The organism is Citrobacter sp. Ce104, assembly GCF_030334595.1.
GTDB lineage: Bacteria > Pseudomonadota > Gammaproteobacteria > Enterobacterales > Enterobacteriaceae > Citrobacter > Citrobacter europaeus.
The window spans coordinates 56,211-73,438 of record NZ_JAOWDP010000069.1; the positions used below are offsets into that span (position 1 = coordinate 56,211).

Genomic DNA, 17,228 nt, shown 5'->3' on the forward strand with positions numbered 1-17,228 from the left:
AAGGCACGTGTGCCGCATCCGGCGTACGGGATGAATTAAATCACACCCTGGCCCAACATCGCGTCGGCAACTTTCACGAATCCTGCGATGTTGGCGCCACGTACGTAGTTGGTTTGCTTGCTTTCGCCGCCATACTCGACGCAGGCATGGTGAATATCCAGCATGATGTGATGCAGACGCGCATCCACTTTCTCCGCCTTCCAGCCCAGACGAGCGGCGTTTTGCGCCATTTCCAGACCAGATGTCGCTACGCCACCGGCGTTGGCTGCTTTACCCGGTGCGAACAGGATGCCCGCTTCGAGGAACAGGTCGGTGGCTTCGATGGTGGTCGGCATGTTGGCCCCTTCGGCGACAGCTTTCACACCGTTGGCGATCAGCACGCGCGCCGCATCGACATCCAGTTCGTTCTGAGTGGCGCACGGCAGGGCGATATCAACCGGAACCGACCACGGCTGTTTGCCTTCCAGATAGGTCAGGCCAAACTCACGAGCGTAATCCGCCACGCGACCGTCACGGCTGTCTTTGATCGCGCACAGACGCGCCAGTTTTTCTTTGGTAAAGCCGCTTTCGTCAACCACGGTACCGCTGGAATCGGAAGCGGTAACGACGCGGGCGCCAAACTCCATAGCTTTTTCAATGGCGAATTGCGCCACGTTACCGGAACCAGAGACCGCTACGCGCATGCCTTCAAAGCCCAGACCATGGCGTTTCAGCATTGCTTCGGTGAAGTACACAAGGCCGTAGCCGGTGGCTTCCGGGCGAATCAGGCTGCCGCCAAAAGAGAGACCTTTACCGGTAAAGACGCAGGCGCTGTTGTTGGACAGTTTTTTCATCATCCCGGCCATAAAGCCGACTTCACGACCGCCCACCCCGATATCGCCCGCCGGAACGTCGGTATCGGGGCCTAAATGGCGGAACAGTTCGGTCATCAGCGCCTGGCAGAAGCGCATGATTTCGCCTTCGCTTTTTCCTTTCGGATCGAAATCGCTCCCGCCTTTACCACCGCCCATTGGTAACGTGGTGAGGGCGTTCTTAAACGTCTGCTCGAAGCCAAGGAATTTCAGGATCGACAGATTCACGGAAGGGTGAAAACGCATACCGCCTTTGTACGGGCCAATGGCGGAGCTGAACTGCACACGCCACGCGCGGTTAACCTGTACCTGATTGCGATCGTCCAGCCAGACTACGCGGAACTGGATCACGCGCTCCGGTTCAACCAGACGTTCCAGCAATGACATCTGACGATAACGTGGGTTTTGTTCGAGGAAGGGCCACAGTGTCGTCATTACCTCACGAACGGCTTGCGCGAACTCGGTCTGATTCGGGTCGCGCTTTTGCACATGGTTAAGGAATGACTCCAGAGAACATGTCTGATCCATAGATATAAGAACCTCTTATGTATTGATATGGTTATATTTTTGATTTTTGTGTTAAGTGTTTTGCAGTTTTTGACTATAACATCAGCAGTGTGACGGGACGCAAGAAAAAATTAACCCCGCTAAGTAAATTAATATTGCGCCGCGGGTCATAACCAAAAACGATGACGGAAGGGGCTAAAGTTTCTGCCGATTTATACCGTTATACTGAGCATAACTGTCAGTCAAAAAGGAAAGAATATGCGCCGTTTAATCGTGGCAGGAGCGTTGGCAATAATGTCCAGCGCGACGCTGGCAAATCAGCTTTATCGCCCGGACGTGCAGGTGAATGTGCCGCCGGAAGTGTTCAGTTCCAGCGGTCAGCGGGTGCAACCCTGTAGTCAGTGCTGTATTTATCAGGATCAAAACTACTCAGAAGGGGCGGTGATTAAGGCGGATGGCGTTCTGTTGCAGTGCCAGCGTGATGATAAAACGATCAGCACAAATCCGCTGGTCTGGCGGCGCGTAAAAGGATAAACGCTTCTAACAACGGGATATCGGCAGGCGCCAGCGGATAACGCAGCGCCTCTTCGGGTGAACACCAGACGATATCCTGATGCTCATACGCCTTCAGTTCTCCCTGATATGACGGCACATGCCAGGCATGTAAGTGAATCAGTCGGCCTGAAACCTCGCGTTGATGGCTGGCAATGTAGCGCCCAACGACCGCCTCGATGCCCAACTCTTCACGCAGTTCACGGACCAGCGCCTTGGGCTGACTTTCGCCAGACTCAACCTTACCGCCGGCAAACTCCCACATACCTGACTGATCCGCATGCTGCGGACGTTGAGCCAGTAAAATTTTGCCATCACGTTCTATGATAGCGGCGACCACGTCGAGGGTTTTCATTATATTCATCAAGATCTAACGGCAGAAAGTGACATACTATCGTTATCTTCGTTTTATCTAAAGTATTCAGGAGCAACCGTTGAACGATCCTCAGTCGTGGGTAAAACCGTTAACGCGTATCCCTTTCAGTTTAAAACCGCTCGTTGCGACGCAGAAAAAGCATTATGGCGATGTGCTGCATCCCACGCGCTGGTGGGGGCGGATGCCATTTCTGTTCTGGCTGGTAGCGCTGTTTGTTGGATTTCTGGAGCGTAAAAAGGCGCGCTTAACGCCGGTGATGCGCGCATTGCTAATGACCCGCGTATCTCAGGTGTGCCACTGCGCTTTCTGCATTGATGCCAACAGTTTACGGCTGGCTGAACGCTGCGGCGCGCTGGATAAAGTCTTGCAGGTTGCCAACTGGCAAGAATCGACGCTGTTCAGTGCAGAAGAGCGCGTAGCGCTGGCCTATGCGGATGCGGTGACCGCAACGCCTCCACAGGTTGACGATGCGCTGAAAGCGCAGATGAAGCAGTATTTTACCGATACCGCCATTACTGAAATGACCGCGCTGATTGCGTTTCAAAATCTCTCGGCGCGTTTTAATGCCGCACTCGATATCCCCTCCCAGGGACTGTGCGACAGTTATAAAGGACGCCCGCATGCTTGACCGTCATCTTCACCCGCGATTAAAACCGCTTTTGCATCGCTGCGTGGGCATCATTGATAAACCGGCGATTACTCCGGACGGACTTACGCTTGTCGGTTTTGCCATTGGTGTGCTGGCGTTGCCATTTCTGGCGCTAGGCTGGTATCTGGCGGCGCTGGTGGCCATTGTGCTCAATCGGCTGTTTGATGGGCTGGATGGGGCGCTGGCTCGGCGTAGAGGGCTTACCGATGCGGGAGGATTTCTCGATATCTCGCTTGATTTTCTGTTTTACGCTTTAGTGCCGTTTGGTTTTATTCTTGCCGCACCGGCGCAAAATGCGCTGGCAGGCGGCTGGCTGCTGTTCGCGTTTATTGGCACCGGCAGCAGCTTTCTCGCCTTCGCCGCGCTGGCGGCTAAGCATCAGATAGATAACCCTGGCTACGCGCATAAATCGTTTTATTATCTGGGTGGGCTGACCGAAGGAACCGAGACGATTTTGCTGTTTGTGTTGGGATGTCTGTTCCCGGAATATTTCGCTGTGATGGCGTGGGTCTTTGGCGCGCTGTGCTGGATGACGACGTTCACCCGGATCTGGAGCGGATATCTGACGCTGAAAGCGGTTCAGCGTCAGGCGTAATGTCTTGCGTTGCCGGATGCGCTTATCCGGCAATCGTGACCATTTTACTTGCTGGCGTCCGGACCCCGTTCACCGCGGGCAACCGGGTTTTTCGGATTGCTGCTCCACTCATACCAGCCGCCGTCGTAAACAGAGACGTTTTGCCAGCCCATCGCGCGGGCATACATAAACGTTTCTGAAGCACGCCAGCCGGTGCCGCAGTAGAAAGAAACCTGCTGGTCTGGCGTGATATTCCACTGTTTCCACATGGCGGCGATGTCATCCGCGCTGCGCATGGTGCCATCCGGATTATGGAAATCTTCCATATGCGTGGAATCGCTGCCTGCGTGGCCCCAGCGTGCGCCTGCGATCTCACCTTTTGGCTTGATGTAGCTATAGCCGCTGGTAGTACCGATAAACTCCGGCCATGAACGAATGCTCACCAACGACGCATCCTGTCGATGCAGCAGGCCGCGAGCCTGTTCCATATCCAGCATCAACTGCGGCTGGGCAGGAATTTTCACGCCGAAATCAGGTTCTGGCTTCACCGTCGGCGGAGTACCACGTTCGACCGGTAAACCTGAGTCGGACCAGGTTTGCCAGCCGCCGTCGAGTAGACGAACATCTTTCACGCCTGCGTACAGCATAATTTGCGCCACGCGCGCGGCGGCATAAACATCGCGTCCATATAAAATCACCGTGGTGTCGTGGCGGATACCGTGTTTCGCCAGCATCGCTTTGAGCTGCTCGTCGGAAACTTTATTCCACAGTGGTTCGCTTTCGACTTCGTTGGTATCAATATAGCCCGCACCGGGGATATGGCTCAGCAGATACAACTTCGGCGCGCCCCAGGCGGCTTCAATCACTTTCCAGTCACCGGTCGGTTTAGCAGTCACGTCTTTACCCTGCTGCAGGTCGTGCAGCCACCGCGGGTAAACCAGTTGTTCGAAGTGCGGCAGACGTTGCAGACGGGCAGGGTCCGTAAGCGCATCGCTGAGGGTTGAGATATGGCTAAAGCCGACTTTCTGCAGGCGAGATTTGACGGCCTGCATGTCGCTATCGCTGCCATACAGCGCCACCGGCGCGTCGGTTTTCAGCTGATGTGACTTAACCCAGGCGCTGAGTTGTGCATCATTCATCGTGTCGAGCCAGGCGGCAGACAGGTTCAGCGCGGAAGGTTCGTGTCCTGAAGGACCATTGAGCGACTGCGGCCAGCCGTTGTAAAAAGCGCTCTGACGGGTATCGATCGCCGCGCCTTGCTTTTGCTGTAACTGGTTGAGGGTGAGCGTTTGTGCTGTTTCAGCAGCCCAGGATGAAGCGCAAGCGAGCCCTAAAGCCAGTGCCAGCGCGGTCATTTGAGAAACACGTTTCATCGAATAGCCCGACGTTGAAAAAAGAGGACGACATTCTGTGCCGCCAGTGAAGTAAAAACCTTGCGTTAACGCAGCATATCGCTACATTCACGCCCAGCTTTCCATCTGTAATACACGGCCTGCGGGCGGAACGTCCTGCGCGTCATGGGTAACCTGGACCACCGGTATACCCAGCTTACGGACTTCAGTGAAGACCCACTGGCGAAAGGTATCGCGCAGTGACGCATCCAGCCTGCTAAAGGGTTCATCGAGTAACAGCGCCTGAGGCTGCGCCAGCAGCGCGCGAAGCAGGGCGACCCGCGAACGCTGCCCACCGGAGAGCGAAGCCGGATCGCGTGAATAAAATCCTGCCAGGTCCGCGCGCGCGAGGGCGCTTTCTACCTCATGACGCCTGGCGGGACCTTGCAGACTGGCGGGTAAGGCCAGCAGTAAATTCTGCCCAACGCTGAAATGGTCAAACAGCAGCGCATCCTGGAACAGGATGCCAATCTGGCGCTGCGCGGTAGGCAGGGTGTCAATGCGTCGTTCGTTGAGCCACAGTTCGCCTGACGCCTGAAACTGAGGAGACAGCGCTCCGATCATCCACGAAAATAGCGAAGACTTTCCGCTGCCGGAAGGCCCCATAATAGTGACAATGTCACTTTTATTTACCTGAAAATTCACGTCCTTTACCAGCGCTGTCGCGCCCTGGTACAACGAAACGTCTCGTACGGTAAGCATTAGCGGAGTCCTTGTCGAAAGCGGCCAATCCACGCAGCGAGAAACGCCGTGAGTGCGAAAACTAACAGTGGTAACAGAAGCTGCCATAATGCCTGGGTAGCCAGAATCGCGGTGCTACCACCGCTGCTTAATGCCACCGCTTCGGTGGTCAGCGTCGGATAGCGTCCGGCACCTAACCACAGCGTCGGCATATACTGGGCAATACTGACTGAGAATCCTACCGCGAAGGCAATCAGCGCCGGGCGCACTAGCAGTGGGCATTTCACCTGCCAGAATATCCGCCCCCGCGTCCAGCCCAGCGTTTGTGCAATCAAAATCAATCGCGGATCAATGCGTTGCCACGCCGGTTTGAGAACAAACAGCATCCATGGCATCACCCACAGCAGGTGGCCCCAGATAATGGTCGTCATCAGCCCATCCTGTCCGCCATATAATGCCAACAGGTACTGTCCGGTCACCAGCGGCAGCGCAGGCAAAATGAGCGGTAGCCAGACCCAGCGGTGTCCGGTTTGTGGACCCCATTCCAGCCAGGCAAACAGTATCAGCAGCGCCAGCACGCTGGAAAGGAGTCCCAGTTGCAGGCTGTTGCTGAGCGCCTCGCTGTTTAGCGAGGAATAGTTGGCGAGAAGCGCCAGCACCAGCGCACATATCACACCGCTCAGGGGTAAAAGCTGTACCAGCGGGCGTGCGGCCGTAGCGGATGAAAAACGCAGGCGTTCACCGTTTACTGCCGGAATAGTGCGTCGCCAGGCGTGCCATAACAGATAACCCGCCAGCGCAATAATGAGAAGTAACAACACCAGCAGCAGGCTGGCGAGCGCACCTTTAGCCTGCTGTTCAATATCGCCCTGACTGAGCCATTGCCAGCTCAATACGGCAAGCGTTGGCGGATTGCCGGGGCCAATAACGATTGCCACATCCACAACGGAGAGTGACCAGGCGACAATCGCCAGCATAGCTTTGCCCAACGCCGGGGCGATAGCGGGCAGAACCAGCCACTTCAGGCATTGCAGTCGGCTGTAACCCAGCGAATCCAGCACGATAACCTGCTGCGAAAGTTGTTTTTCACTTAGCAGGGCCGAGAGGATCCATAACAAAAAGGCGCTCTCTTTCACGGCCAGCGTCACGCCAAGTCCAATGCCGTAGCGATCCGGCTGGGGGCTGAAAAACGCAAGCCATTGCCAGAGCAGGCCGCCTTCGGCAAAAACTAACAGCACGCTGGTGGCAAAGGCAACGTGCGGAATTGCCAGCAGCCAGGGAAGACGCGTATACAGACGTACCCAGCCAGCGCCGGGCCACAGGGCGAGGATTGCCAGCAGAGCGATGAGCAGCGCGCCGCCAGCCGCGAGGATTACGGAAACCAGCGTTGCCAGTAACGCCTGCGGGAATTGAGGATCGGTGACTAACGCCAGCCAGTGTGCGGTGCTAAGCGCCGGTGCTATCAGCGACAATGCCGCTGGCGCCAGCGGCAGATAAACTGCCGCCATAATGGCCCAGAGTAGCAGTATTAATGCGTACCGTAGCGGCGTAGCCATTCTTGTTCCAGAGCGTTTACCCAGGCTGCATGCGGTTCTGGCAGTACGGCAGGGAGTCCTTGCGGGATCCGCGCCAGCAACGCATTACGCTGTTCGACAGGTAATTTTTGTGGATCAAGCACCGAAGGATCTCCCCAGACAGTCGGGTCGGCTTTGCGCAGTTGCGCTTCGGGCGAAAGCAGGTAGTTTGCCACGACTTTCGCTCCGGCGCTGGCGCGCGCATTCGCCGGAATGGTGACAAAATGCACGTTGCCGAGCATGCCCTGTGAGAAACCAAAACTATAGCTGCTTTTGGGCAATTCGCCGCTGGCCACTTTTTGCTGTGCGTGGGCAGGGTTAAAGGTTATTGATAAACGCAGAACGCCACTATTAAGCAGCGCATCCATTCGCGCAGGCGTGGGCGGAAAGTCTTTGCCTTCGCGCCAGAGTGCAGGATGCAACGCATCAAGATAGTACCATAACGGGGCAGTAACGTCGGCGAAGGTGGTTGCATCAGGAGCGATTTTCAACGCTTGCGGTTTGGTGGTGAGCGATAGTAACAACTGCTCAAGAAACGCTGTTCCGGTAAAATCTGGCGGGCGCGGATAGGTCACGGTACCGGGGTGCGCCTGCGCGAACTCCAGAAGCGCCTGCGGGGATTGCGGCGGCTGCGCGGTGAGATCGCGCCTGGCAATAAAGGTTAGCTGGGCGCCGCCCCACGGTGATTCAGCCCCCTCCGTTGGAACGGAGAAATCTTCCGTCACCGGTTTTTGGGTATCAACATAGCGCCAGTTAGGCAGCGTTTGCGCCCACTGAGTTTGCAGCAGTCCGGCTTCTTTCAGCGTACGGAAGTTTTCGCCGTTAACCCACAGTAAATCTACAGAGCCACCGGTTTTTCGCCCGGATGTCGTTTCCGTCTGAATGCGTTTTACGGCATCGGCAGCATCCGCCAGGCGCACGATTTTTAGGTTAATGGCGTAGTGCGTTTTCATCTCACCGCTAACCCAGTCGAGATACTGATTAACTGCATTGTCGCCACCCCAGGCGTTGAACCACACCGTCTGACCGCGGGCATCTTTTTTGATTTGCTGCCAGTTGGCGTCCTGGGCAAACGTCGCCAGCGGGCAGAGCAACAAACTCAGGCACAATAAGCAGTAACGCATAATATCTCCATTGCTAAAAATGGGGGAAGTCTCAGGTTTTTTTCCGTTGATGCTCAAGATAAAGGCTTCTCGCCACGGATATCACTACGCTCAGGGCGAACAGAATGAACAGGCCGGTAACAAACCAAAATGTGCCGCCGGTTAACAGGCTACCCGCCCACGAATAGACGATAGTGGCAGGTAATTGTCCGATGCCGGTGGCGATGAAAAAATGGCGAAAGCGAATCGAGGTCAGGCCTGCTGCATAACTTACCGGGTCGAAGGGCACAAAAGGTAACAGGCGACAGATCAGAATTGTGTGCTTGCCATAGCGCTCGAAAAAAGCGTCCATGCTGTTTAGCACCGTTTTTCCGGTCAGTTTCTCCACCGCGCCGCGACCTAAAACGCGGGCAATAAAAAAGCACAGCGCCGCACCCACCATCGCGCTGCTCCAGGACAGTACGCCGCCCCAAAATGCGCCAAATAGCGAGGCATTGGCAAACGTAATAACAAAGGCAGGAAGGGGCGCGACGATGGCCTGCAGGATCATCAGGAAGAACGACACCACCGCGGCCTGGGTTCCGTAAGAACGAATGAAGTTCTCAACAGCATGCTGATCGAGCGTAGCAAACGCCGCCAGGCTGGCGTGGAGAAAGTCGCTCACGCCTGGTATCCACGCCCATGCGATTAGCGCGAGCAGCAGCAGAGCAAGCAAGCTTACCCGGTAATAGCGTGTCAGCCGCGGTGTATTCATTTTGAACATTTACCCGTGCACTCATGACGGGACGATGGATCGATATGCTTATACCTGGCCCAGGCTTTGGCGGCCTGAACGAGGGCGAATAACACCAGCCCCGCAATGCTGAGCGTACCGATAAATGCCCAGCTAATCCCTTCGCTGGCCAGTTCGTGCGACATCAGCGTATAAATGAAGATGCCGGGCAAGGTGGTTACCACAGATACCACGGTAAATGACCAGAACGGAATCGCCGTCAGCCCATAAGCGTAGTTTTGAATGTTATAGGGGAACAGCGGCACGAGCCGGGTCAGGATCAGAAAGTCTACTCCGCTATGGGCAATGCCTTTTTCGATAGCCTGAAACGTCGCTGTGTGCCCAACGTATTTTTGCAGTAGATCCCGACCAAGCCAGCGAGCCAGCAAAAACGACAGCGCCGAGGCAACGGTTGCCGCCACTAACGAGATGAGCGTTCCTGTCACGGGACCAAATAGCACCCCGCCGACGATCACCAGGATACTGCCTGGGATCAGACACAGCGCAGCAACAATAAACAACAGGATATAAAGCGTATAGCCGAACATACCGCTTTGGCGGATGACGTCTCGTAAATGATGGAAATTGGTTATCAGGTCGGTCAGACCATAATGATGGAAAACTCCCGCCAGAACGCAGAACAGGACCGCGACAATCAGCAGCCGGTATTCTGCTTTATGCGAACTTCTTTTTCATGGGGGTTCTCCTGTAAAACCGAGTGCAATGCAGCATTTTCGTCAGCGAAAAGTGCGCGGGAAGATATAATAAATTCCCGGCCGTAACAATGTATTACCGTCGCTTTATTGATTTTGCACAGAATAAACAGACTCTCCAGGCCGGGCCCGGAGAGTGAAAAGACGCAGAAGGTCAGACGCGGAATTTAGCCCATACAGGCGCATGATCGGACGGTTTTTCCATGCTGCGAATTTCATAGTCGATGCCGGTTTCTTCGCAGCGCTCCGCCAGTGGGTTGCTCGCCAGCAGAAGATCGATACGCAGGCCACGGTTATCGTCAAAGCCTTTTGAGCGGTAATCAAACCACGAGAACTGGTCGTTCTTTTCAGGATAAGCGTGGCGATAGGTATCTACCAGACCCCAGCCCAGCAGGCGCTCCATCCACTCGCGCTCTTCCGGCAGGAAGGAACATTTACCGGTCCGCAGCCAGCGTTTACGGTTCTCTTCGCCGATGCCGATATCGAGGTCGGTAGGGCTGATATTCATATCGCCCATGATCAACACCGGATTGTCGCGTTTCAGTTCTGTCTCCAGATAGTTTTGTAGGTTCTGATAAAACGCGGCTTTGGCCGGGAATTTAGTTTCATGGTCACGGCTTTCGCCCTGCGGGAAATAGCCGTTGATCACCGTGATGCTGCCCAGAGGGGATGGAATTTCCGCCATGATGATACGACGCTGCGCTTCCTCGCCATCGCCCGGGAAGCCACGACGCACCGCGATTGGCGTTTCTTTCGTTAACAGCGCCACGCCGTAATGACCTTTCTGTCCATGATAAAAGACGTTGTAACCGAGCTTTGCTACCTCTTCGAGAGGGAACATATCGTCGTGGACCTTTGTCTCCTGTAAGCCAATAACATCCGGTTGGTGTTTTTCGACAATGGCTGCCAGTTGATGGGGACGGGCGCGCAGGCCGTTGATATTAAAAGAGACAAATTTCATAGTCGCTGCCACTTTGCAAGATGAATAGTGCAAGGATGGTAGCAGAATTTCCGCAGGCTGACTGCTTCTTGTCACCTGATTCCAACAATGATTGCTAATGGCGTTAACGATGGAGCAAAAACTGCACCGTTTTGGCGCGAAGCGCGTCGGAATAGGGCAATAATTTCCGATAAATTTCGTATACGATCACAATTTCAGAATTATATTTGGCGACTGAATAAAACTGCGTTTTTTCCTCTGTTTAGTCGCCGGATGCGCAAACATATTCACTTTATATGCACATATAGTGAATATCGCCACGTTGTAACCTGTTGATATTCCGTTACCAACCTCTGTTTATGCACTTTTTTCGCTGGCTGGCACGAACCCTGCAATCTACATTTACACCGCAAACACTATATTTATTAACATACAGATAACTTTTTATTTACCGTTGAGGTCGCTATGTCTCTGTCAATTACGCGTGAAAATTTTGATGAATGGATGATGCCCGTATACGCTCCGGCCCCTTTTATTCCGGTGCGTGGTGAAGGTTCACGTCTGTGGGACCAGCAGGGCAAAGAGTATATCGATTTCGCGGGAGGCATTGCGGTTAACGCGCTGGGTCACGCCCATCCGGCATTGCGCGATGCATTAAACGACCAGGCGAGCAAATTCTGGCATACGGGAAATGGCTACACCAACGAGCCGGTGCTGCGTCTGGCGAAAAAGTTAATTGACGCCACCTTCGCCGAGCGCATTTTCTTCTGTAACTCTGGCGCAGAGGCCAATGAAGCGGCACTAAAACTGGCGCGTAAATATGCTCACGATCGTTTTGGCAGCCAGAAGAGCGGCATTGTAGCGTTTAAAAATGCTTTCCATGGCCGCACGCTGTTTACCGTCAGCGCCGGAGGACAGCCTGCCTATTCACAGGATTTCGCACCGCTGCCGCCGGATATCCGTCATGCCGTATACAACGATCTCGACTCTGCCAGCCAACTGATTGATGACACCACCTGCGCGGTTATCGTGGAGCCGGTGCAGGGTGAAGGCGGCGTGGTGCCGGCAACGAATGCCTTTTTACAGGGGCTGCGTGAATTATGCGATCGCCATAATGCACTGCTGATATTTGATGAAGTTCAGACCGGCGTTGGCCGTACCGGAGAACTGTATGCCTATATGCATTATGGCGTTACGCCGGATCTACTGACGACAGCAAAAGCGTTGGGCGGTGGCTTTCCCATCGGCGCGCTGCTGGCGACAGAGCATTGTGCCAGCGTGATGACGGTCGGTACGCACGGTACAACGTACGGCGGAAACCCGCTGGCCACGGCGGTGGCGGGCAAACTGCTGGAAATTGTTAACACGCCGGAAGTGCTCAACGGAGTGAAACAGCGCCACGACTGGTTTGTGGAGCGTATTAACGCCATTAACGAACGTTTTGGACTGTTTAGTGAAATTCGTGGACTCGGACTGCTGATCGGCTGCGTGCTGAACGCGGAATTTGCCGGGAAAGCGAAACTTATCTCGCAAGAAGCGGCCGTTGCCGGGGTGATGGTACTGATTGCTGGTGCTAACGTGGTGCGTTTTGCCCCTGCGTTAAACGTCAGCGAAGAAGAGGTCGCCACCGGGCTGGATCGCTTTGCGCTGGCCTGCGAACGCATTAAAGCAGGAGGTTCATCATGATGGTGATTCGTCCCATTGAACGCGCGGATATCACTGCGTTGATGCAGCTTGCCAGTAAGACCGGCGGCGGATTGACTTCGCTACCGGCGAATGAAGCTACGCTAATGGCGCGTATCGAACGTTCGCTACAAACCTGGCGCGGTGAGTTGCCAAAAAGTGAGCAAGGATATGTCTTTGTGCTGGAAGACAGCGCCAGCGGAACCGTGGCGGGGATTTGCGCCATCGAGGTGGCGGTGGGACTTAACGACCCCTGGTACAACTACCGGGTCGGTACTCTGGTGCACGCGTCGAAAGAGCTGAACGTATACAACGCGCTGCCGACGCTGTTTCTGAGTAACGATCATACGGGCAGTAGCGAACTTTGCACTCTGTTTCTCGATCCGGACTGGCGTAAAGAGGGCAACGGTTATTTGCTGTCGAAGTCGCGTTTTATGTTTATGGCGGCCTTTCGCGATCGATTCAATGAGAAAGTCGTGGCCGAGATGCGCGGCGTGATCGATGAGCATGGCTACTCTCCGTTCTGGCAAAGCCTCGGCAAACGATTTTTCTCGATGGAGTTTAGTCGGGCGGATTTTCTCTGCGGAACCGGGCAAAAAGCATTCATTGCTGAACTGATGCCTAAGCATCCGATTTATACCCATTTCTTGTCTGATGAAGCGCAAAGCGTGATTGGTCAGGTACATCCGCAAACGGCTCCTGCTCGGGCGGTGCTGGAGAAAGAAGGGTTTCGCTACCGTAACTATGTCGATATTTTCGACGGCGGGCCGACCCTGGAATGTGATATTGACCGGGTGCGGGCTATCCGTAAAAGCCGACTGGTGGAGGTGGCTGAAGGGCAGCCTGCGCCGGGCGATTATCCAGCTTGTCTGGTTGCCAATGAAAATTATCAAAACTTCCGCGTCATGTTGGTTCGTGCCGACCCGGATACTCAGCGTCTGGTACTGACGGCGGCGCAACTGGACGCCCTGAAATGCCATGCGGGCGACCATGTACGTTTTGTGCGTCTTTGTGCAGAGGAGAAAACAGCATGACATTATGGATAAACGGCGACTGGGTGACCGGGCAGGGTGAGCGTCGGGTGAAAACCAATCCGGTAAGCGGTGATGCGCTGTGGCAGGGCAATGATGCCGATGCAACTCAGGTAGCACAGGCGTGTCGGGCCGCGCGCGCAGCCTTTACCGGTTGGGCTAAACAGCCCTTTAGCGCCCGTCAGACTATTGTTGAAAAGTTTGCTTCATTACTGGAAAGCAATAAAGCCGAGCTGACCCAGATTATCGCCCGGGAAACCGGCAAACCTCATTGGGAAGCCGCGACTGAACTGACGGCGATGTTCAATAAAATTGCTATCTCCGTGAAAGCTTATCATGCCCGTACCGGAGAGCAGCACAGCGAGTTACCGGATGGCGCGGCAACGTTGCGCCATCGCCCGCACGGCGTACTGGCGGTATTTGGCCCATATAACTTCCCCGGCCATTTACCCAATGGTCATATTGTTCCGGCACTGCTGGCAGGCAATACGTTGATTTTCAAACCCAGCGAGCTGACGCCGTGGACCGGCGAAGCCGTGACAAAGCTGTGGGAGCTGGCGGGATTGCCGCCGGGCGTGCTGAACCTGGTGCAGGGCGGACGCGAAACGGGGCAGGCGCTGAGCGCGCAGGAAGATCTTGATGGTCTGCTGTTTACCGGCAGTGCCAATACCGGTTATCAACTGCATCGACAGCTATCCGGCCAGCCGGAAAAAATCCTTGCCCTGGAAATGGGGGGCAACAACCCGCTGATTATTGAGAATCCGCAAGATATTGATGCCGCGGTGCATCTGACGATTCAATCCGCGTTTGTTACCGCCGGACAGCGTTGTACCTGCGCCCGCCGCCTGTTAGTTAAAAAAGGCGCGCAGGGGGATGCGTTCCTGGCGCGTCTGGTGGAGGTCAGCCAGCGTTTAATGCCCGGCAACTGGGATGCACAACCGCAGCCGTTTCTTGGCGGACTGATTTCCGAACAGGCTGCGCAGCACGTCTATGATGCCTGGCAGCGCCTGGAGTCGTTGGGTGGCCGTACGCTGCTGGCGCCACGTCTGGTGAAAGCCGGAACGTCACTGCTGGCCCCTGGTATTATCGAACTGACCGGGGCAGGAAACGTACCTGATGAAGAGGTTTTTGGTCCGCTGCTCGGCGTCTGGCGTTATGACAGCTTTGATGATGCAATTCGTATGGCGAACAACACCCGTTTTGGGCTGTCATGCGGCCTGGTGTCACCCGATCGCAGCCAGTTTGACCAATTGCTGCTGGAGGCGCGGGCTGGGATCGTCAACTGGAATAAGCCGTTAACTGGCGCGGCGAGCACAGCGCCGTTTGGCGGGGTTGGCGCGTCCGGGAACCATCGCGCGAGCGCGTGGTATGCCGCAGATTATTGCGCCTGGCCGATGTCAAGTCTGGAATCACCTGTCTTAACGCTGCCAACGGCGCTTAGCCCCGGACTGGATTTTTCTCGCGAGGACAAGCTATGAAAGCCCGTGAGGTAAATTTTGATGGTCTGGTGGGACTGACCCACCATTATGCGGGGCTGTCATTTGGTAATGAGGCCTCAACCAAACATCGTTTTCAGGTGTCGAACCCGCGTCTGGCGGCGAAACAGGGTCTGCTAAAGATGAAAGCGCTGGCGGATGCGGGATTTCCCCAGGCGGTGATCCCTCCCCACGAACGGCCTTATATTCCGGTATTGCGTCAGTTGGGGTTTCACGGCAGTGACGAACAGGTGCTGGAGAAGGTGGCGCGTCAGGCGCCTCACTGGCTTTCCTGCGCCAGCTCCGCATCGCCTATGTGGGTGGCGAACGCGGCAACGGTCTGCCCTTCGGCAGATTCGCTGGACGGGAAAGTACATCTGACAGTGGCGAATCTGAATAATAAGTTCCACCGTTCGCTGGAAGCGCCAACTACCGAAGCATTGTTACGGGCAATTTTCCGTGATGAGCATAGCTTTGCGGTCCACGGCGCGTTGCCTCAGGTTGCGCTTTTCGGTGATGAAGGGGCGGCAAACCATAACCGCCTCAGTGGAGATTACGGTGACCCTGGCGTACAGCTATTCGTTTACGGTCGTGAAGAAGGGAATGCCTCCCAGCCGAAGCGCTATCCGGCGAGGCAATCCCGTGAGGCCAGCGAAGCGGTCGCACGACTGAATCAGGTTAACCCGCATCAGCGCATTTTTGCCCAGCAAAACCCGGACGTCATCGATCTCGGCGTGTTTCATAACGATGTGATTGCGGTATCGAATCGTCAGGTGCTGTTTTGTCATCAACAGGCATTTGTCAGACAGCAGGCGTTGTTAGAGCAGTTACGCAGCCAGGTGGCTGGATTTACTCCGCTGGAAGTTCCGGCTGCGGAAGTGTCGGTGCAGGATGCGGTCACTACCTATCTGTTTAACAGTCAGTTACTCAGCCGGGATGACGGTTCGATGATGTTGGTCCTGCCGCAGGAATGTCGGGAGCATGCGGGCGTGTGGCGGTATTTGAACCGTCTGCTTGAGGAAGACAATCCGATCGATGACCTGCGGGTATTCGACCTGCGCGAAAGTATGTCCAACGGCGGTGGTCCGGCATGTTTGCGCCTGAGAGTGGTGCTTACCCCACAAGAGCTGCAGGTGGTGAACCCAGCGGTTATCATGAACGACACGCTGTTTAACACGTTGAATAACTGGGTTGACCGTTACTACCGCGATCGTCTTACCGCCGCGGATCTTGCCGACCCGCAGCTGTTGCGCGAGGGGCGTGAAGCGCTGGATACGCTGACGCAATTGCTCAATCTCGGCTCTGTGTATCCTTTCCAGCAGGAGAGGACCAGTCATGGATAATTTTCTGACCCAAACGCTTAACGGGAAAATCCCCGAGCAAATCCAGGGCACAGCACATGGTTTTACCTGGCAGTGGGTGGGGCGCGGGATTCTGGAACTGACGCCGAATGCACCCGTTGAACAGTCTCTGGTGCTGTCTGCGGGGATCCATGGCAATGAAACGGCCCCGGTAGAGATTCTCGAATCATTGCTTTCCAGGCTGTTTAGCGGCGAGCTGGCACTGACATGGCGGCTGCTGGTGATTCTGGGAAACCCGCAGGCGCTGGCAGCGGGAAAACGTTATTGCCATAGTGACCTTAACCGGATGTTTGGCGGTCGTTGGCAGATTTTTGCCGCGAGTGAAGAAACGCACCGCGCCCACGAGCTTGAGCTGTGTCTGGAAGATTTCTATTCGCGGGCAAAAGAGCCAGTACGCTGGCATCTGGATCTGCACACCGCGATCCGCGGGTCACAGCATCTGCGCTTTGGCGTGTTGCCACAACGCAACGTTGCCTGGGACGAAGATTTTCTGGGATGGCTGGGTGATGCAGGGCTGGAGGCGCTGGTTTTCCATCAGACACCTGGCGGCACGTTTACCCATTTTAGCGCCGAACATTTTGGCGCGCTGGCCTGTACGCTGGAGCTGGGTAAAGCGCTACCGTTTGGACAAAACGATCTGGCCCAGTTTTCGCAGACGTCAGATGCGCTGGCGAAGCTGCTGCGGGGCGAGCGAATGGCTTGCGGAGAAACATCCCCGCTGCGTTACCGCGTGGTGTCGCAAATTACGCGGCGTAGTGATGATTTCATTCTCCATATGGATAACCAGACGCTCAACTTTACCCCTTTTAAAGAGGGGACTTTGCTTGCGCAGGACGGGGATGAACGTTTTATCGTCACCCATGATGTTGAATACGTTCTCTTTCCGAACCCTAACGTGGCCTGTGGCTTACGTGCCGGATTGATGCTGGAAAAATTGTGACGAATATATTTGCCCTGCAGGTTTATCCTTAAGGGCATATTTTGCGTGCTGTTTT

The 17,228-nt window shown here is 55.2% G+C and carries 17 protein-coding genes; 8 read left to right on the plus strand and 9 right to left on the minus strand.

The annotated features are described in order from the left end of the window. Positions 1 to 35: 35 nt before the first annotated feature. Positions 36 to 1,379: an NADP-specific glutamate dehydrogenase gene (gene gdhA / locus OGW16_RS23030; RefSeq protein WP_075146046.1), complete on the minus strand. Its 1,344-nt coding sequence runs from the start codon at positions 1,377 to 1,379 to the stop codon at positions 36 to 38. A gap of 237 nt (positions 1,380 to 1,616) precedes the next feature. On the opposite strand from gdhA, the gene OGW16_RS23035 reads away from it, so the two are divergent. Then, the gene (locus OGW16_RS23035; protein ID WP_075146047.1) at positions 1,617 to 1,892 is read left to right on the plus strand and encodes a YnjH family protein; all 276 of its coding nucleotides are present in this window, start codon (positions 1,617 to 1,619) and stop codon (positions 1,890 to 1,892) included. Here OGW16_RS23035 and OGW16_RS23040 read toward each other — a convergent pair. Next, positions 1,852 to 2,265 carry a pyrimidine (deoxy)nucleoside triphosphate diphosphatase gene (locus OGW16_RS23040; protein WP_075146048.1) on the minus strand — a complete coding sequence of 138 codons (414 nt, stop codon included), beginning with the start codon at positions 2,263 to 2,265 and terminating at the stop codon, positions 1,852 to 1,854. The two genes, OGW16_RS23035 and OGW16_RS23040, sit on opposite strands and share 41 nt — an antisense overlap. Before the next feature lie 79 nt (positions 2,266 to 2,344). Here OGW16_RS23040 and OGW16_RS23045 point away from each other — a divergent pair, with 79 nt between their 5' ends. Next, positions 2,345 to 2,914, plus strand: a complete 570-nt coding sequence (locus OGW16_RS23045; RefSeq protein WP_075146049.1) for a carboxymuconolactone decarboxylase family protein — start codon at positions 2,345 to 2,347, stop codon at positions 2,912 to 2,914. Further along, a complete protein-coding gene (locus tag OGW16_RS23050) occupies positions 2,907 to 3,530 on the plus strand; it encodes a CDP-alcohol phosphatidyltransferase family protein (RefSeq protein WP_172863106.1) in 624 nt (207 codons plus the stop codon). The genes OGW16_RS23045 and OGW16_RS23050 overlap by 8 nt, the downstream gene beginning before the upstream one ends. Before the next feature lie 44 nt (positions 3,531 to 3,574). On the opposite strand, the gene OGW16_RS23055 is transcribed toward OGW16_RS23050, so the two are convergent. The 7 genes from OGW16_RS23055 to xthA form a co-directional block, all read right to left on the minus strand. Further along, positions 3,575 to 4,882, minus strand: a complete 1,308-nt coding sequence (locus OGW16_RS23055) for a sulfurtransferase (RefSeq protein WP_286519021.1) — start codon at positions 4,880 to 4,882, stop codon at positions 3,575 to 3,577. An 87-nt stretch (positions 4,883 to 4,969) separates the two neighbouring features. Next, positions 4,970 to 5,602 (minus strand): ATP-binding cassette domain-containing protein, encoded by a 633-nt coding sequence (locus OGW16_RS23060; protein ID WP_043016621.1) that lies wholly within the window; start codon positions 5,600 to 5,602, stop codon positions 4,970 to 4,972. Next, positions 5,602 to 7,137, minus strand: coding sequence for an ABC transporter permease family protein (locus OGW16_RS23065; protein WP_286519024.1), 1,536 nt, complete (start codon positions 7,135 to 7,137; stop codon positions 5,602 to 5,604). Before OGW16_RS23065 ends, OGW16_RS23060 begins: the two co-directional genes overlap by 1 nt. Further along, positions 7,110 to 8,279 carry an ABC transporter substrate-binding protein gene (locus OGW16_RS23070; RefSeq protein WP_043016619.1) on the minus strand — a complete coding sequence of 390 codons (1,170 nt, stop codon included), beginning with the start codon at positions 8,277 to 8,279 and terminating at the stop codon, positions 7,110 to 7,112. Before OGW16_RS23070 ends, OGW16_RS23065 begins: the two co-directional genes overlap by 28 nt. Before the next feature lie 31 nt (positions 8,280 to 8,310). Further along, positions 8,311 to 9,021, minus strand: a complete 711-nt coding sequence (locus OGW16_RS23075) for a TVP38/TMEM64 family protein (protein WP_075146054.1) — start codon at positions 9,019 to 9,021, stop codon at positions 8,311 to 8,313. Continuing rightward, positions 9,009 to 9,674 carry a TVP38/TMEM64 family protein gene (locus tag OGW16_RS23080; protein ID WP_170928009.1) on the minus strand — a complete coding sequence of 222 codons (666 nt, stop codon included), beginning with the start codon at positions 9,672 to 9,674 and terminating at the stop codon, positions 9,009 to 9,011. The genes OGW16_RS23075 and OGW16_RS23080 overlap by 13 nt, the downstream gene beginning before the upstream one ends. A 223-nt stretch (positions 9,675 to 9,897) precedes the next feature. Then, positions 9,898 to 10,704 carry an exodeoxyribonuclease III gene (gene xthA / locus OGW16_RS23085; RefSeq protein WP_043016615.1) on the minus strand — a complete coding sequence of 269 codons (807 nt, stop codon included), beginning with the start codon at positions 10,702 to 10,704 and terminating at the stop codon, positions 9,898 to 9,900. Positions 10,705 to 11,148: 444 nt separating this feature from the next. Here xthA and astC point away from each other — a divergent pair, with 444 nt between their 5' ends. From astC to astE, 5 genes are read left to right on the plus strand one after another with little or no spacing between them, the layout of a single operon-like run. Then, positions 11,149 to 12,369 carry a succinylornithine/acetylornithine transaminase gene (astC, locus tag OGW16_RS23090; protein ID WP_047411738.1) on the plus strand — a complete coding sequence of 407 codons (1,221 nt, stop codon included), beginning with the start codon at positions 11,149 to 11,151 and terminating at the stop codon, positions 12,367 to 12,369. Then, on the plus strand, positions 12,366 to 13,400 hold the full coding sequence (astA, locus tag OGW16_RS23095; protein WP_043016613.1) for an arginine N-succinyltransferase: 1,035 nt from the start codon (positions 12,366 to 12,368) through the stop codon (positions 13,398 to 13,400). Before astC ends, astA begins: the two co-directional genes overlap by 4 nt. Continuing rightward, positions 13,397 to 14,875, plus strand: coding sequence for a succinylglutamate-semialdehyde dehydrogenase (gene astD / locus OGW16_RS23100; protein ID WP_181231348.1), 1,479 nt, complete (start codon positions 13,397 to 13,399; stop codon positions 14,873 to 14,875). Before astA ends, astD begins: the two co-directional genes overlap by 4 nt. Then, positions 14,872 to 16,215 carry an N-succinylarginine dihydrolase gene (gene astB, locus OGW16_RS23105; RefSeq protein WP_100194467.1) on the plus strand — a complete coding sequence of 448 codons (1,344 nt, stop codon included), beginning with the start codon at positions 14,872 to 14,874 and terminating at the stop codon, positions 16,213 to 16,215. The genes astD and astB overlap by 4 nt, the downstream gene beginning before the upstream one ends. Continuing rightward, the gene (astE, locus tag OGW16_RS23110) at positions 16,208 to 17,173 is read left to right on the plus strand and encodes a succinylglutamate desuccinylase (protein WP_087053181.1); all 966 of its coding nucleotides are present in this window, start codon (positions 16,208 to 16,210) and stop codon (positions 17,171 to 17,173) included. The genes astB and astE overlap by 8 nt, the downstream gene beginning before the upstream one ends. Positions 17,174 to 17,228 lie beyond the last annotated feature (55 nt).